A 14724-nucleotide genomic window follows, 5' to 3' on the forward strand; every position below is an offset into this window, starting at 1 on the left:
CTACAGCTTCAACGACTGTCATGAAGACTGAAACAGGCGCTGCCCTCCGCGAGGAGGACAGCGCCTGTTTTCTGTGTGGGGGGCAAGGCGCTGCGCGGTATCAGATCGGCGTCGGTGCGAGGGCGCCGTTCTTCCGGGCGTTGGTGTCGAACTGCGTGCGGTACAACTCGGCGTAGCGGCCACTGCGCGCGAGCAGTTCCTCATGGTTGCCGCGCTCGACGATCTGGCCTGCCTCGACGACAAGGATCAGGTCCGCGGAACGGATCGTCGACAATCGGTGAGCGATCACCACCGCAGTCCGCCCGGCGAGTGCTTCGCCGAGTGCTTCCTGAACCGCAGCTTCCGACGTCGAGTCGAGATGCGCGGTGGCCTCGTCCAAGATGACGACGCGAGGCTGGGCCAGGAGCAGGCGTGAGATGGTCAGGCGTTGACGCTCGCCGCCCGAGAGGCGGTAACCGCGTTCACCCACCACGGTCTCCAGTCCGTCGGGCAGCGACGCAACCAGGTCGGTGAGCCGTGCGCGCTCCAGAACCTCACGCAGATCTTCTTCGGTGGCATCCGGTCGCGCAAGGAGCAGGTTGGATCGAAGGCTCTCGTGGAACAGGTGCCCGTCCTGCGTGACCATGCCGACGGTCTCCCGGATGGAATCGGCACTGAGGTCGCGGACGTCGACGCCGCCCAACTCGACCGAACCGGAGTCGATGTCGTAGAGGCGCGGAATCATCTGCGCCACGGTCGACTTTCCGGCACCGGACGTGCCGACCAAGGCGACCATCTGTCCTGCTTCGGTGCGGAACGACAGGTCGTGCAACACGTCCTCGCCGCCGCGGGTGTCGAGGATCGCGACTTCCTCCAGGGACGCGAGAGACACCTTGTCCGCGGATGGGTAAGCAAAAGTGACGTTCTTGAACTCGACGGACACCGGGCCCTGCGGCACCGTGCGTGCATCGGGCTTCTCGGTGATGAGCGGCGCCAGATCGAGAATCTCGAATACCCGCTCGAAGCTGACCAGGGCGCTCATGACGTCCACCCGGGCGCTGGCCAGTGCGGTCAACGGCGAGTACAGCCGCGTCAACAACAATGCCATCGCCACGACGGCGCCTGCGTCCAACTGTCCGCGCAGCGCGTAGAAACCGCCGAGTCCGTAGACGAGGGCAAGAGCAAGGGCCGAGACCAGTGTCAGCGCTGTGACGAAGACGGACTGCAGCATTGCGGTCCGGACTCCGATGTTGCGCACACGCCTGGCGCGAACCGCGAACTCCGCAGATTCTTGCGACGGGCGGCCGAACAGCTTGACCAGAGTCGCGCCGGGAGCGGAGAACCGCTCCGTCATCTGGGTGCTCATGAGCGAATTATGGTTGGCTGCTTCACGATTGAGTGCTGCAAGTTTTGCGCCCATGCGCCGTGCGGGGATGACGAAGATCGGGAGAAGTAGCAGCGCGAGGACGGTGATCTGCCAGGAGATCCCGAGCATGACGATCAGCGTGATCACCAGGGTGACCAGATTGCTGACCACTCCGGACAAGGTGTCGCTGAAGGCGCGCTGAGCGCCGATGACGTCGTTGTTGAGACGGCTGACCAGTGCTCCGGTTCGAGTTCTGGTGAAGAACGCGATGGGCATCTTCTGGACGTGATCGAAGACGGTGGTGCGCAGATGCAGGATCAGGTCTTCGCCGATGCTGGCCGAGAGCCACCGGGTCAACAGTCCCAGAGCGGCTTCGAGAAGTGCAACCAGTGCGATCAGGGCGGCAAGTTTGACGACCACGTCGACGGCGTCGCCGCCGACTATCGCGTTGACCACGCGCCCGGCCAGGACAGGTGTTGCCACGGCAAGCGCAGCAGTGACGACACTCAGTACGAGGTACCAGCTGAGGTTGCGTTTCTGTGGAACTGCGAACGTCGCGATCCGCTTCAGTGTCGCCTTCGAGAACGGGCGCCGATCTTCTTGCGCGTGCATCGCGTTGTACATCGCGTTCCACGCGGTGACTTCCATACTCATGACTTCGCCCCTCCGGTCGCCGGCCACGAAGATTACGTGGCCGGTACGACACGAAGGTAGAACCTCAACCAAACTTCAGGTCAAGTGCGGCCTCAGCGGGCCACGTCGACCACCACGCGAGGAGGGTCGCTGAGCGTCGTGACCGTGAACGGCTGCTTCTCGGTCACGCCGATGAACGACTGCGTGACTCCCTCGAAGACGTTGGACCCGTTGACCTCGGTCACGACTCCGCCGACGCCGGGGACCGGGTTGGGGCCGGAGTACTGCTCGACTCCGCTGTCGAAGGGATATGCGGAACCGTCGATCAGGACCTGGATCACTGCGGCACCCTTGATGTCCACGGGCTTACCGCTGCCTTCCTGCGTCGCCGCGTCGACGTACTTGACGCGCCAACCGGGTGTGCCGGTTCCACCCATTTCGTAGACGACACGATCGAATCCGTCGTGCTCGCCCACTCGGATGTCGACGACGGTGAGCTTGGATTCGGTGCCCGCAGCCGACGTCTTGTCGGAGCTGTCCGTCGGGACTGGTTCTGTGGTCGACGCTGCTGCACTCGAGGTCGAGGTCGAGGTGACGGCCGAGGTGGCTGCCGTGGGAGTGGTCTCCGCGTCCTGCGAACAGGCAGTCAGGCTCACGCCCACTGCGATGGCAGCGACAGCGGCAAATGATCTCGTCCGGTTCGTTGTCATGACTCGATCGTAGGGCTCGCGTTATCGGGATCCGCGGCGGCGGTGCCCGGAGTTACCTAACCGATATCGCCGTCGACATAGAGCCACTTACCCTCTGTTCGCGCAAATCGACTGCGTTCGTGGAGCATTCCCCGCTCGCGTCCGAATGTGTAGTGAGCGCGAAATTCCACGACGCCGTCGGAATCGAACAGCCCGCCCCGTTCGGTGTCCAGGATCTCCAACCGGAGCCATTTCTGGTCGGGGTCGAGATCGAGTTGGGCTGGGCGATGGTCGGGATGCCAAGTCCGCGTGAGATATTCGTCGTCCATCACAGCGAAAGCCGTGTAACGCGAACGCATCAGGGTTTCGGCGGTCGGTGCGTGCGCTACTCCGCTGATGTACTTGCCGCAGCATTCGGCCAACGCGTTGCCGCTGCCGCACGGGCACGGATCGGTCGGATTGGGTGTGGTGGGGCGGCGCGAAGTCACCGCCCCATTACAGCACGCGAACTCAGACCAGTTTGTGTTCGCGGTTCTCCCAGTACGGTTTGCGGAGGTCGCGTTTGAGGATCTTTCCGGTGGGATTGCGGGGAAGAATCTCGACGACGTCGATACTGGTCGGGCACTTGAACTTTGCGAGGCGTTCCTGTGTATAGGTGATCAGTTCGGCTTCGTCGATCTGCGCTTCGGCAGTGAGAACCACGACAGCCTTGACGGTTTCACCCCAACGGTCGTCGGGAACGCCGATGACCGCGACCTCGGCGATTGCCGGATGCTCCACCAGTACTCGTTCGATCTCGGGGGAGTAGACGTTCTCGCCGCCGGTGATGATCATGTCCTTGAGGCGGTCCTCGATGAAGACGAAGCCGTCGGAGTCGGCGCGGCCCATGTCGCCGCTACGCAGCCACCCGTCTGCGGTAATCGTTTCGGCCGTCGCCTCAGGCTTGCCCAGGTATCCGGGTGTGCACTGTTCGGATCGCCACCACAGTTCACCGGTCGTTCCGGTGGGCACGTCCTCGAGCGTGACGGGGTCCACCACGCGCATCTCGACGCCGGGGATCGCCGTACCTGCCGATGCCATGCGCTCGACCTGCGACTCGTCGCGGTGAACGTCCGGCATCAACGCGGTAATGACGCCTGCCATTTCGGTCATGCCGTAGACCTGCACGAATTCGGTGTCCGGCCACGCTGCGAGTGCCGCGCGCAACAGTGGGAGCGGCATGGGGGCGGCGCCGTAGGTGATGCGTTTGAATGCTTTGAAGGCGGCGACCGCCTGCTCGCCTGCGGCCAGGACTCCGGCAATGACCGGTGGGACGAGAAAGGCGATGTTGGCTCCGGCGGCGAGACCGGCGAAGATCGACGGTCCGTCGGCTTCTCTCGTGAAGTAACAGCGGCCACCGGTGTGAATTGCCATGATGGCGTAGCACGTTCCGCCGACGTGGAACATCGGCATCGCGATCAAGAATCGGTGATCCTCGTGGGCCGGCAGGATTTCGAGGACATTGTTGCTGTGCGCGAACAGGTTTCGATGCGTGAGCTGGACACCCTTGGGGCGACCGGTCGTCCCGGAACTGTAGAGAACCAGAGCGGTGGCATCGGGGCTCACCTCGGGGCGGGAGTGCAGCGGTGTGACCTCGTCGATCCACGGCTCGAATTCGTCGTGTTCACCGCCGACGGCGAAGATCGATTCGACGGCCGTCAAGCGGTCTCGCATCGCGACGACCTGGGGGAGTAGTTCGCTGCCGACGAACAGAATGCGAGCGCCACAGTCCGCGAGGACGTAATCCAGCTCTTCGCTCGAAAGTCGCCAGTTGGGAACGACATTCGCGGCGCCGAGCAGTGAGGCGGCGTAGGTGACTTCGAGACAGGACAGATGATTCTTGTCGACGAACGCGACAGTGTCGCCGGCACCGATGCCTGATTCGGCGAGGGCGGCGGCGATACGCAAGATGCGGTCCCGCCACTGGGCCCACGTGAATTCGGTCCCTTGGAAGGTCATCGCTGCTTGATCAGGCTTGACCGTCGCCCAGTGCTCTAGCCGATCGAAAATGATTCCAGCGGTGGCGTCGGACATTCGGCCGCCTCTCTCGTGTGATTGGTGTCACAAGGTTAATGTGCGCCCGGTCTTCGTATCGCTGTTTCCAGTCAATGCGCACAAGCAGGAGGGGTCGCATTCCCCCCACCCTGACCGGCTCGGCCGCAGATATCAGGGTGGTCCCCGATGGCGGGCGCGCCCGCCACCCGACAGGATGGAACCAACCATTGCGGGCGTCCGTGTTTTCACGGGCGCCCGTCACGCCCGCAAAGTAGCACCGAAGTGAACAGGAAAGGCGATCATGAGTTCGCACGCCCAGGATGTCGCGGCCCGCGCAGTCGGCCTGTCCAAGACCTACGGCACCGGAGATACCCAGGTGCACGCACTCAGTTCTGTGTCCGCAGATTTCGCCCGCGGTGAGTTCACGGCGATCATGGGGCCGTCCGGTTCCGGTAAGTCGACGCTGATGCATTGCCTCGCCGGTCTGGATTCCGCAAGTTCGGGTTCCGTTCTCATCGGCGACACGGAACTCACGACGCTTTCCGACAAACAGATGACCCAATTACGACGCGATCGCATCGGTTTCGTTTTCCAGGCGTTCAACCTGGTGCCGACGCTGACGGCGCTCGAGAACATCACGTTGCCGCTCGACATCGCGGGACGCAAGGCGGACCCGACCTGGCTGAACAGCGTCCTGACCAAGCTGGGTCTCGGGGATCGCCTCGATCATCGGCCGGGAGAGCTCTCGGGTGGTCAGCAGCAGCGTGTGGCGTGTGCGCGTGCGCTGGCGGGTCAGCCGGAGATCATCTTCGGCGACGAGCCGACCGGAAACCTCGATTCGAAGTCCTCCGGTGAGGTGCTCTCGATCCTGCGGGCGGCCGTCGACGAGTTCAACCAGACCGTGGTGATCGTGACGCACGATCCGCGGGCAGCGGCGTATGCCGACCGGGTGGTGTTCCTCGCGGACGGCAAGATCGTCGACGAATTGCGCGAGCCTACGGCGGATTCGGTCCTCGACCGGATGAAGCGTCTGGACGCTCCGCAGGCGGTCGTGAACGTGGAAGCCGGGGCTTGAGCACATGGCTTCGGTAAGTAACTCGCCGATGCGCAAGGTTTCCCTGCGCAACCTGGCGGCACACAAGGTGCGACTTGCGCTGACGGTTCTCTCCGTGGTGCTCGGCACGGCTTTTGTCGCGGGGTCGTTCGTTTTCACCGACACCCTCCAGAAGACTTTCGATTCGATCTTCGAGAACACCGCCCAGGGCGTCGACGTCCGGGTATCGATGGAAGAGCGCAACACCAGTGGCGGTCCGGTCGAGGATGTCGACAAACTTGCCGCAGTCGACGGTGTCCGAGCGGTGGCGCCGGCCGTCAGCGGACAGATCGTCCTGATCAACGCAGACGGCGGCGCTGTTCAGACCGGCGGCGCGCCGAGTATCGGGCAGTCCTACCTACCGCCGGGCCAGGCGATTGCCGAACCCGACACCTTCGTCGAGGGCGCGCCTCCGACGCAGACCGGTCAGGTCGCGCTGAACACCAGCGCCGCCGAGCGAGCCGGACTGAAGGTGGGGGACTCCGCCAAGGTTCTGGCACCGGCTCGCGGAATCGTGGACGTGACGTTGTCCGGTATCTACGAGGGGGCGGGCAGCGACACCGGCGGGTTCATCGGCGCGCTCTTCACCGACGAGCAGGCCCGTGGACTCTTCACCGACGGCCAACACGTCGAGTACATCGACGTCGCGGGCGACGGGGTGTCGCAGACGGAACTGCAGCAACGCGTCGAGCAGGTTTTCCCCGATCTCAAGGTGCAGACCGGCGACCAGGTTCGTGAGGAGACCAAGGCCGAGGTCGACTCGGCGCTGAGCTTCATCAACTACTTCCTGTTGGCGTTCGGCGCGATTGCTCTACTCGTCGGAACGTTCATCATCTACAACACCTTCTCGATGATCGTGGCGCAGCGTCTTCGTGAGCTGGCGCTGCTGCGTGCGATCGGTGCGAGCCGAGCGCAGGTCGGCCGTTCGGTGGTCACCGAGGCGCTCGTGGTCGGACTCATCGGCAGCATCATCGGTCTGCTCGGCGGTATCGGTCTCGCCTACGGATTGCGCAGTCTCCTCAACACATTCGACGTCGGTCTGCCGGAAGGCCCGCTCCAGGTGGGTGCCCGCACGATCATCGTCGCGTTGGTGGTCGGCGTCGTCGTCACGACGCTCAGCGCTTACGCCCCGGCTCGTCGTGCGTCGAAGATCCCGCCGGTGGCGGCCATGCGTGAGGAGTTCGCCTCTACCGGTGACTCACTGCGAGTGCGGACGTTGATCGGTGCGATTCTCGGCGTGATCGGTGTGGCACTGCTCGTGTTCGGCTCTCGCGGTACCGGTGGTGGCGCGGCGCTGATCGTCGGGCTCGGTGCGTTCTCGTTGATCATCGCGGTGCTTCTCGGGGCTCCCGCGCTGTCGCGGCCGATCGTCGGCGCGCTCGGTGCCGTGTTCGCCAAGCCGTTCGGTGCCATCGGGCGATTGGCTCGTACCAATGCGGTGCGCAATCCCCGTCGCACGGCCGCAACGGCATTCGCGTTGACTCTCGGTCTGATGCTGGTGACGGTCATCGGAGTGTTCGGTTCTTCGGCCAAGGCGAGCATCAATGCTCTTGTCGACGTGGGTGTTTCGGCCGACTACATCCTGACCGGTCCCAACGCGATCGGCGTGCCGCGAGGTGCGGCCGACGCGGTCCGACAGGTGCCCGACGTGCAGAGCGCGACGTCGTTGCACGGAGTGCGTGCGAAGGTCGACGGTGAGGACGAGCAGGGCGCTTCGTTCGACGGCCCGATCGAAGGCGTGCTCGAATACAAGATCCTCGAGGGCACGGTCGATCTGACCGGCAACAACATGCTCGTCTCGAAGTCGACTGCGGACGACAAGGGTTGGACTGTGGGTTCGACCCAGACGTTGACCGGTCCCGGCGGCGTCGAGTACCAGACGGTTGTCGCGGGAGTGTTCGAGGACAACCAGCTGATCGGCTCGTGGATCGTCTCGGACGAGGCGTATCGGAAGCTGATGCCGGCCGAGAGTCTGCCGGACTTCGTGGTTCTGGTGAAGGCGAAGCCTGGCGCGGATCTGACAACGCTGCGATCCGAGCTCGAAACGGCCACGGAGAAGTACGTCGTCGTCCAGGTGCAGGATCGTGAGGAGTTCAAGGGAACTCAGGGCCAGCAGATCAACACGTTGTTGGCGATCCTCTACGGACTGCTTGCACTCGCGGTCGTGATCGCAATCCTGGGCATCATCAACACCCTGGCACTGTCGGTGGTCGAGCGGCGACGAGAAATCGGAATGCTGCGTGCTGTCGGCATGCAGCGCGGACAGATGCGACGCACGATCTACCTCGAGTCGGTGCTCATCGCGGTGTACGGCGCGGCGGTCGGAGTTGTTCTCGGCATCGCGTTCGGTTGGGCCTTCGTGAGCACTCTCGCGGATCAGGGCCTCGACAAGATCACGATCCCGTGGGGTCAGGTGGTCGGAATGCTGATCGGCTCGGGTGTGGTGGGTGTCTTGGCGGCGCTGTGGCCGGCCAACCGAGCGGCCAAGACAAAGCCGCTGGAGGCGATTGCAGACATGTAGGGCCTTCGGCCCCCGTGCGCACTTTTGGTAGCGGAAGCAGCCGAAAGTGCGCACGGTACCGTTGCCACATGAGCACCCTTCAAGAAGTCGGCGAACGTGAATCCTGGCGCTGCTGGCTGTGTGACGAACCGGTCGATCCCGATATGTCCGTCAATGATCCGCGCGGCCCGAGTATCGACAGCATCAACACCGCAAAAAAGGGTGGCAAGACCAAAGGTGGCGTCGAACGCTTGGCGCACCGTGCATGCAACACCAAGAAGGGTGCGGTCAAACCTGTTGTGGAATGGCCGGATCGGCTGTTCGTCGTGGATCCCGCTCCGATCATCGGGGTCGTGGAGCAGCTCGAGCGCAAGGGTGGTCGCGTCGCCGTCGCTCGCTGCCCCGGCAAGGACGACGCGCAGGAAGCGTCGGATTGGCTGATCGATCGGTTGTCGCGTCTGGCTCCCGCGTTGAATGTCGAAACAAGCATCGACGCCGCGGGCGGGGGTTACCTGTTGGTCCTGAAAACCGTGTAGGAGGTCGGCTCTGAGTGCCGTCTTTTGCGGTACCTGTTCCGCCTCCATAGTTGTCGGGGTACGGTCGAACCGAACATGAATCCGGTTTCGAGTGCGAAGGAATCCCGATGAACCTGGCATTGACCGACGAGGAACTAGCGTTCCGCGACGAGATGCGGACGTTCTTCCGTACGCAAATCCCCGCGGACATCAGGGAGGCGTACGCCCACGGCGAGGAGTTGGGGCGCGACCGTATGGTCGAGGCGCAGCAGATCCTCAACGCTCACGGTCTGGCGGTACCGCACTGGCCGGTCGAGTGGGGCGGCAAGGACTGGACCCCGGTCCAGCACAACATCTGGCTCGACGAACTGCAGCTTGCGTCGGTTCCCGAACCTTTGGCGTTCAACGCCAACATGGTCGGTCCGGTCATCGCGGCCTTCGGCTCGCAGGAGCAGAAGGAGAAGTTCCTTCCGGCGACTGCGAACCTCGACATCTGGTGGTGCCAGGGATTCTCCGAACCCGAGGCCGGTTCCGATCTCGCTTCGCTCAAGACCCGTGCGGTCCGCGACGGCGACGACTGGGTCATCAATGGTCAGAAGACCTGGACGACGCTGGGACAGTACGCCGACTGGATCTTCTGCCTCGTGCGTACCAATCCCGATGCGCCCAAGCGTCAGGCCGGCATCTCGTTCATCCTTGTCGATCTGAAGACGCCTGGCGTCACGGTCCGCCCGATCAAGCTGATCGACGGCGGCTACGAGGTCAACGAAGTGTTCTTCGAGGACGTCCGCGTTCCGGGAGAGAACCTGGTCGGTGAAGAGAACCAGGGCTGGGGCTACGCCAAGTTCCTGCTCGGCAACGAGCGAACCGGTGTCACCCGCGTCGGGTTCTCGAAGGTTCGTCTGGCCCAGGCCAAGGCCCGCGCTGCCGAGGTCAAGGTCGGCAACGGAACACTGCTCGAAGATCCGCTCTTCGCTGCTCGCCTCGCCGAACTCGAAAACGAATTGCTTGCCCTCGAGCTCACTCAGCTCCGAGTGGTAGCCAGTTCCGCTGACGGCCAGCCGAACCCGGCGTCGTCGCTGCTCAAGCTTCGTGGCTCCGAATTGCAGCAGGCGAGCGTCGAACTGCTGATGGACGTGGCCGGCCCTGATTCACTGCCGTACGACGCGGGCAGCGACATCGCCTCCGCGAGCTGGGCACAGCACACTGCCCCGACGTACTTGAACTACCGCAAGGTATCCATCTACAGCGGATCGAGCGAAGTGCAGCGCAGCATCATCGCCTCCTCGATCCTCGGATTGTGAGGCGTGGCATGGACTTCGAACTCAACGACGAACAAAAACTTCTCCGCGACACCACCAAGGATCTCCTCGCGCGTAGCTACGACGCCGAGAAGCGCAACGCGATCATCGACTCCGATCCCGGGTGGAGCCCGCAGGTCTGGAAGCAGTTGGCCGAGGTCGGCTTGCTCGGCCTGACATTCTCCGAGGACGACGGCGGCATGGACGCCGGCCCAGTGGAAATCGGCGCGGTCATGACCGAGATCGGTCGACGCTTGGCACCCGAGCCGCTACTCGACGCGGTCGTGACGCCGGGCGGCCTCATCTCCGAAGGTGGCAGTGCAGAGCAGCGTTCGTCGATTCTTCCCGGAGTGGCCGAGGGCACCACGTTCCTCGCGTTCGCCGATCAGGAACCCGGAATCCGTTGGCCGGCAACCGAACGGGCCACCGCGGCGGCCCAGGTCGACGGCGGCTGGACCATCACCGGTATCAAGAATCCCGTCGGCCACGGCGCGACGGCGGACATCTTGGTCGTGAGCGCTGCGCTCCCCGGCGGTGGCGTCGGACTGTTCCTCGTCAAGAGCGATGCCTCCGGTTTGGTACGCAAGTCCTACGCCACTCACGACGGGTTGCGCGGTGCGCAGATCGAGTTCACCGATACGCCGGCCGAAGCACTCGGTGAGGGCGGTGACGCTACTGCTCTGATCCAGGCCGCGCAGATCCGTGAGCAGGCCGCGCTGTGCGCCGAGGCTGTCGGAGCGATGGAAGAGGCGCTACGCCTGACCACCGAATACCTCAAGACGCGTAAGCAATTCGGGGTTCCCCTCGCAAAGTTCCAGACACTGACACACCGCGCCGCCGACCTGTACGTCTCGCTCGAGTTGGCGCGCAGCATGAGTCTGTACGCAACGATGTCCCTTGCCGACGGCGTCGTCGATCCAGTGATCGCTTCGCGGGTGAAGTTGCAGATCGGGCGTTCGGCTCGGCTCATCGGCCAGGAGGCGATCCAGATGCATGGTGGTATCGGTATGACCGCCGAGTACCCGGTGGGGCACTACGTGAGCCGACTCGTCGCCATCGAGCACACCCTCGGCAGCACCGAAGATCACCTTCGGGTGTTGGCCGCCGGTGTGGCTGATCACGAGATGGTCAGCGTGGTCTGATCTTTCACGAACAACGAAGGGGTCGCAATCCGTTCCAAGGATGCGGCCCCTTCGTCGTTCAGCGGTGATTGCGCAGGACGTCCAAGCGGAGTCGGCGCTGCTCGATGTTGACGGCGCTGTCGGTGAATGCGTGTTGCCACCCGGGGTCGCTCGTTCGGGCTGCCGCGTCCTGTAGAAGCGGTACGGCGTCGAAAGGGAAGCGCGCCTGCACGCTTCGCAGGGTGGAAAAGTGACTGTGACGCGAGTGGATGCCCAAGTCCTCACCCGTCGCAGCATGATCCAGAGCTTCGTTCTCCAAGGCATTCAACAACTTTTCGGCGACGGCCAGGGGCCATGGGCGGTCGATGCCGTCGAGTAGTGCGCTGCCGTCGACGCCCAGAAGGTACTCGTCCGCGTGGCCGGCAACGATGTACTCGACGCGCTCGCGTGGGTCCGCGATGGCGACGATTCTCCGGTCCGTCGTGCGCCCGTCCCGCTCCAGAAATGCCGACGCCCACGCGGTGTTCTTCTGGAGAACGGTTGCGGCAATCCATGATTCGATCATCACCGCGCGCCATTGCTTCTCGATGGGGATGGTGAGGGCCTCGCGTGGCGAACCGGCCATAGATTCCCACAGCGTCAGCGGAGTGGCGGTCACGACTTGCCGTAACCACCAGCGCCGGATGCCCTTGTTCTTGTAGTGGACGTCTTCGATGCCGTCACGAAATGCGAGGTCGTCGAGCGAGCCGGGCAATCGGACGGCAAGGCGCGGCCGCAAGGGCTTCGTCTCGAGCCGCACCCAGGACCGAGCCCGAGTGACCATTCGAGAGGCAAACGGAGATCGGGGGAGTTGCCGTAGTAGTTGAATTGCACGCTCACGGACCCGCACGGCTGGATCGTCGAGTGCACGCTCGAGGAGCGCGTAGTCGTGTTCACCCAGCCCGACGTCGAGATGGTCGAGGAAGTGCAGCCGGCTTGCCGTGGCCTCGTCGTCCCAAGCGATCTCGAGCTCTTCGCTCGCCAGTTCCGGGTCGACCGTACGTATGTAATCGAACCAGGCCGTACGGTCGTCCGGATCGGGCGAAAGCCACAGCTCGTCCCGGCGTGATCCGATTCGTCGTAGCTGGGCCCAATCCGGGTTCTGCTCCGCCAGGTACTGCCCGCGTCGACCGGCGAGGCGAAGTAGCGCCTCGCGGTGCTCGGGATACTTCAGCGCGGCTTCCATGAAGAGCGGAACGCTGGCAGCGGGCGCGAGGAATCCGCGTTGGTCGGCCATCGCGAACCATTCCGCGAGAGTCCAGGAACGTACCTGCAACAAAGACTGGAGTTGTTCGATCGCGAGATCTGGAAGCAGCGGTTGAACCGCTGGAGGGGTCCGTGATGCGCGCGAGTGACCTGCGTGCGCGTCTGATCGCAGGGAGGTCACACGCCTACGGTATGGCAGAGGTACGTCGACTTTGGGGGCAGGGTCGGCCTGGGCTCACACACGGTGTCCCGGCCGCGTGCTCACGCTCAGTCGTGTTCGGTCCGCACGGAAGAGGTCTACCGAGTACTCGACGGGACGCTCATGCTGGTCGTAGCCGATTCGTTCCAGCTTGAGCACCGGGGCCGGCATCGGTTGTCCGAGAAGCGTCGACACCGAGGAGCTGACTTCTGCCAGTTCGATGGATTCGTCGGTGGCCGAGATGTCGATTCCGAATTTGCAACGCAGGGCTTCGTAGACGGAATCCATGTGCGTTCTGAGCAGATCGCGGCATCCGGGGTCGCCCAGATACATCCGTTCCAGCGACAACGTGTCACCGTCGGCAAATCGTAAGCGCAACAAGGAAATCACATCGCGGTCCGGGGAAACTCCGAGTATCTGGGCGGCTCGCGGGCTGGGTCGCTCCAGACGTGCTGACAGCACTCTGGTGCCATCCTGGAATCCTTGTTCCTGGAGCATTTGCGGTACGCCCATGACTGTATTCAGATTTCGGGACAGTCGTCGGCTGGCACACAGGGATCGTGCGTTCTCCGGAGTGGGGGCGTCTGCGTGGACGCTGGTGAGAAAGGCGCCGCCTGCTCGGCCTTTGACCCGATGTACCAATCCTTCACGTTCCAGCGCGTCGAGTGCGCTGCGCACTGTCGTGCGAGATGTCCCCAGTCGTGCTGCCAGTTCGCGCTCGGGCGGGAATTTGCCCACGGAGCGTCCTTCGAGTTCCTGAGCGAGCCGTAACAGCGCAGATCGAGTCTGCTCCATCATCGACATATGGCGTGACCTCGCAATACGGCAGTTCGTTGAACCCCAAAACTAGTGAGGCACCCGATCCACCACAACACGAAGTGTGATCTGTAACACGCCGTTAACAATTGGTGAGAGAACCAGAAATGGTCTAGCCCGAATCTCTGGGGAGTCCGAAGTCGTCGGTTTCGGACTCCTATTCAGGGAATGGAGGGCACCAGCAGTGAATCGAATGCTTTCGACCCGTGCCGAGATTGCGTTGGCGATTACTCGAGAAGCAGGAGATCTTGCCAGGCACTGGTTCGACAAGTCGACGCTGCGGGTCGACACGAAGTCGGATGGATCGCCAGTCACCCAGGCTGATCAAGAGATCGAACAGATGATTCGCGATGCTTTGTCCGAGAACTTCCCCGATGACGGCATCATGGGCGAGGAGTTCGACGACGTCGTGGGTTCGAGCGGAAATCGGTGGATCATCGACCCGATCGACGGAACGAAGTCGTTTGTCCACTCGGTGCCGCTCTATGCGAACCTCCTCGCATACGAAGAGGCGGGTGAAATCACATTCGGGGCGATCAATCTGCCCAGCGCCGGTGTGCTCGTGTCAGCAGAAAAGGGCGGTGGATGCTGGAGAAACGACGAGCCCGCCGCTGTCTCCGACCGGACGGATCTCGACGGCGCGTATCTGATGGCCACGTGGCTCGAGGACTGGAAGCCGGATACGATCCGCGATCTCAACTCGCGGGGCGTCATTCTCCGCACCTGGGGTGACGCGTACGGCTATGCGATGGTCGCCTGCGGGCACGCCGATGCGATCGTCGATTATACGACCAAGGCCTACGACCTCGCGCCGATGCCGGTGATCATCGAAGAGGCGGGTGGTCGCTTCTCGAGTCTCGACGGTCGTCGGAACTTCGACTGTGGCAACGGAATTGCATCGAACGCTCATCTGCACGACTCCATTCGCCAGCTCGTCAACTGAGGGAAGGTCCGATGAAGGATTTCATCCGCGGGCTCAGTCACCGAAAGATCATGGTGTTCTTTGGGTCCGTTTACGGTATTGCGCTGCTGTTTGCACTTTTCCCGCCCCTTTATCTCTGGGGCAGTGGGGTTTCGACGCTGGTGTTCGGAATCCCGTTCAGCATCATGTACTGGATTCTCGACGCGTTGGTTCTCGGGTTGGGCCTGTGGGGCTTGTACAGGGTCGAAGACCTTCGCGGTGAACTCGACGAAGAGCTGGCGCTGACGCCGGCCGGTCCGAATGGAGAATGA

General features: G+C 63.2%; 13 protein-coding genes. 7 read left to right on the forward strand and 6 right to left on the reverse strand.

Annotated features, from left to right (window positions below; translation table 11 throughout):
- Positions 1-100: 100 nt before the first annotated feature.
- The 4 genes from RWT78_RS02310 to RWT78_RS02325 form a co-directional block, all read right to left on the reverse strand.
- Positions 101-1999, reverse strand: a complete 1899-nt coding sequence (locus RWT78_RS02310; RefSeq protein ID WP_314673520.1) for an ABC transporter ATP-binding protein — start codon at positions 1997-1999, stop codon at positions 101-103.
- A gap of 92 nt (positions 2000-2091) precedes the next feature.
- Positions 2092-2688, reverse strand: a complete 597-nt coding sequence (locus tag RWT78_RS02315; RefSeq protein ID WP_007736169.1) for a hypothetical protein — start codon at positions 2686-2688, stop codon at positions 2092-2094.
- A gap of 56 nt (positions 2689-2744) precedes the next feature.
- On the reverse strand, positions 2745-3155 hold the full coding sequence (locus RWT78_RS02320; protein ID WP_042923391.1) for a YchJ family protein: 411 nt from the start codon (positions 3153-3155) through the stop codon (positions 2745-2747).
- Between the two features lie 22 nt (positions 3156-3177).
- Positions 3178-4740, reverse strand: coding sequence for a long-chain-fatty-acid--CoA ligase (locus tag RWT78_RS02325; protein ID WP_003945105.1), 1563 nt, complete (start codon positions 4738-4740; stop codon positions 3178-3180).
- A 262-nt stretch (positions 4741-5002) separates the two neighbouring features.
- Here RWT78_RS02325 and RWT78_RS02330 point away from each other — a divergent pair, with 262 nt between their 5' ends.
- The 5 genes from RWT78_RS02330 to RWT78_RS02350 all read left to right on the forward strand — a co-directional run bounded on the left by RWT78_RS02330 (position 5003) and on the right by RWT78_RS02350 (position 11252).
- Positions 5003-5776, forward strand: a complete 774-nt coding sequence (locus tag RWT78_RS02330; protein ID WP_003945134.1) for an ABC transporter ATP-binding protein — start codon at positions 5003-5005, stop codon at positions 5774-5776.
- Positions 5777-5780: 4 nt separating this feature from the next.
- Positions 5781-8315 carry an FtsX-like permease family protein gene (locus RWT78_RS02335; RefSeq protein WP_314673522.1) on the forward strand — a complete coding sequence of 845 codons (2535 nt, stop codon included), beginning with the start codon at positions 5781-5783 and terminating at the stop codon, positions 8313-8315.
- Positions 8316-8383: 68 nt separating this feature from the next.
- On the forward strand, positions 8384-8830 hold the full coding sequence (locus tag RWT78_RS02340; protein ID WP_007736175.1) for a hypothetical protein: 447 nt from the start codon (positions 8384-8386) through the stop codon (positions 8828-8830).
- A gap of 107 nt (positions 8831-8937) precedes the next feature.
- Positions 8938-10113, forward strand: a complete 1176-nt coding sequence (locus RWT78_RS02345) for an acyl-CoA dehydrogenase family protein (protein ID WP_007736177.1) — start codon at positions 8938-8940, stop codon at positions 10111-10113.
- 8 nt (positions 10114-10121) lie between these two features.
- Positions 10122-11252 carry an acyl-CoA dehydrogenase family protein gene (locus RWT78_RS02350; RefSeq protein ID WP_030536908.1) on the forward strand — a complete coding sequence of 377 codons (1131 nt, stop codon included), beginning with the start codon at positions 10122-10124 and terminating at the stop codon, positions 11250-11252.
- Between the two features lie 58 nt (positions 11253-11310).
- Here the strand turns inward: RWT78_RS02350 and RWT78_RS02355 are convergent, their stop codons facing one another.
- The gene (locus RWT78_RS02355; protein WP_314673523.1) at positions 11311-12657 is read right to left on the reverse strand and encodes a DUF5691 domain-containing protein; all 1347 of its coding nucleotides are present in this window, start codon (positions 12655-12657) and stop codon (positions 11311-11313) included.
- A 54-nt stretch (positions 12658-12711) separates the two neighbouring features.
- Positions 12712-13473 (reverse strand): GntR family transcriptional regulator, encoded by a 762-nt coding sequence (locus RWT78_RS02360; protein ID WP_172403418.1) that lies wholly within the window; start codon positions 13471-13473, stop codon positions 12712-12714.
- A gap of 211 nt (positions 13474-13684) precedes the next feature.
- On the opposite strand from RWT78_RS02360, the gene RWT78_RS02365 reads away from it, so the two are divergent.
- Together RWT78_RS02365 and RWT78_RS02370 are read left to right on the forward strand one after the other, a co-directional pair.
- Positions 13685-14434: an inositol monophosphatase family protein gene (locus RWT78_RS02365; protein WP_052416997.1), complete on the forward strand. Its 750-nt coding sequence runs from the start codon at positions 13685-13687 to the stop codon at positions 14432-14434.
- An 11-nt stretch (positions 14435-14445) separates the two neighbouring features.
- Complete coding sequence (locus tag RWT78_RS02370; RefSeq protein WP_042450330.1) at positions 14446-14724, forward strand: hypothetical protein; 279 nt, start codon at positions 14446-14448, stop codon at positions 14722-14724.

It is taken from the genome of uncultured Rhodococcus sp. (assembly GCF_963525155.1).
In the GTDB taxonomy this organism is placed as follows: domain Bacteria; phylum Actinomycetota; class Actinomycetes; order Mycobacteriales; family Mycobacteriaceae; genus Rhodococcus_F; species Rhodococcus_F qingshengii.